This is a genomic window from Microbacterium sp. K24 (assembly GCF_004794465.1).
GTDB lineage: Bacteria > Actinomycetota > Actinomycetes > Actinomycetales > Microbacteriaceae > Microbacterium.
On record NZ_SSDJ01000027.1, the window covers coordinates 1 to 1,080 of the forward strand.

Consider the following 1,080-nt stretch of genomic DNA (forward strand, 5'->3'; position numbering starts at 1 on the left):
CGTCGCGCCCGAGGGCGGCGGTGCCTGGCTGGCCGGCATCCCCGGCATCGGCGCCGCACCCCTGCCGGTCGGCGGCATCCTCGGCATCCCGGCGAATCCGTTCCAGGACGACGTGCGCCGCGTGATCGGCTGGTCGGGTGCCTGGCGTGCCTACCTCGACCGTGTGCGTCCGCCGCTGACGATCGGGCATCAGCTGAGTCTGGGGAAGCTCGTGGCCTCGCGGATGGGCGCGAAGGTCCGCGACCGTCTCGTCGCGCCGGTGACGACCGGGGTGTACTCCGCCTCGCCCGACGATGTCGACGTCGACGTCGCCGCCCCCGGCCTCAACGCCGCGCTCACGCGCGTCGGCTCGCTGTCCGGCGCGGTGGGCGCGCTGCGCGACGCGGCTCAGACCGCCGCCAAGACGCCGGGCGCTGCGGTCGAGGGCCTGTCCGGAGGCATGAGCGTGCTGGTCGATGCCCTCGTGGAAGACCTGCTCCGTCTCGGCGCCGAGGTCCGCACCGGCGTGCGCGTCCGGAGTGTCGAGAAGACGGATGCCGAGTGGACGGTCGACGCGGAGATCGAACCCGATCCCGACGCGGTCGAACCCGACACCGACGAGGAGACCGACGACTCCGTCTCGTTCAGCGCCGACGCGGTGATCATCGCCACGGCGGAGTCGGCGGCCCGTGCCCTCCTCACCGGCAGCGTGCCTGCCCTGGCGGATGCGGAGCCGTCGTCGTCGCCGGAGATCGAGATCGTGACGCTGCTGCTCGACGCCCCGTCGTTGCGCGTCGTTCCCCGTGGCACCGGCGTGCTGACCGTGCCGGGAAGCCACACGGCCAAGGCGCTCACGCACTCCACCGCGAAGTGGGGCTGGGTGCGCGAAGCGGCGGGGGACCGCGAGATCGTGCGGGTCTCGTTCGGTGCGCAGGGGGAGCCCGCCGCCACGGCGGGGCTGCCCGATGACGAGGCCGCGCAGCTGGCGCTGCACGAGGCGTCGGCACTGCTCGGGGTGCCTCTCGCCCCGGCTGCGCTCCTCGCCGCGCACCGCGCGCGCTACGTCCAGTCGCAGCCCGCCTCCATCATCGGCTCGGGCGA

1 protein-coding gene is annotated in these 1,080 nt (G+C 74.2%); it reads left to right on the forward strand.

Annotated elements, in window-relative coordinates:
• Positions 1-1,080: FAD-dependent oxidoreductase (locus tag DW306_RS00990; protein ID WP_136053788.1), on the forward strand; the 1,080-nt coding region annotated here is incomplete at both ends.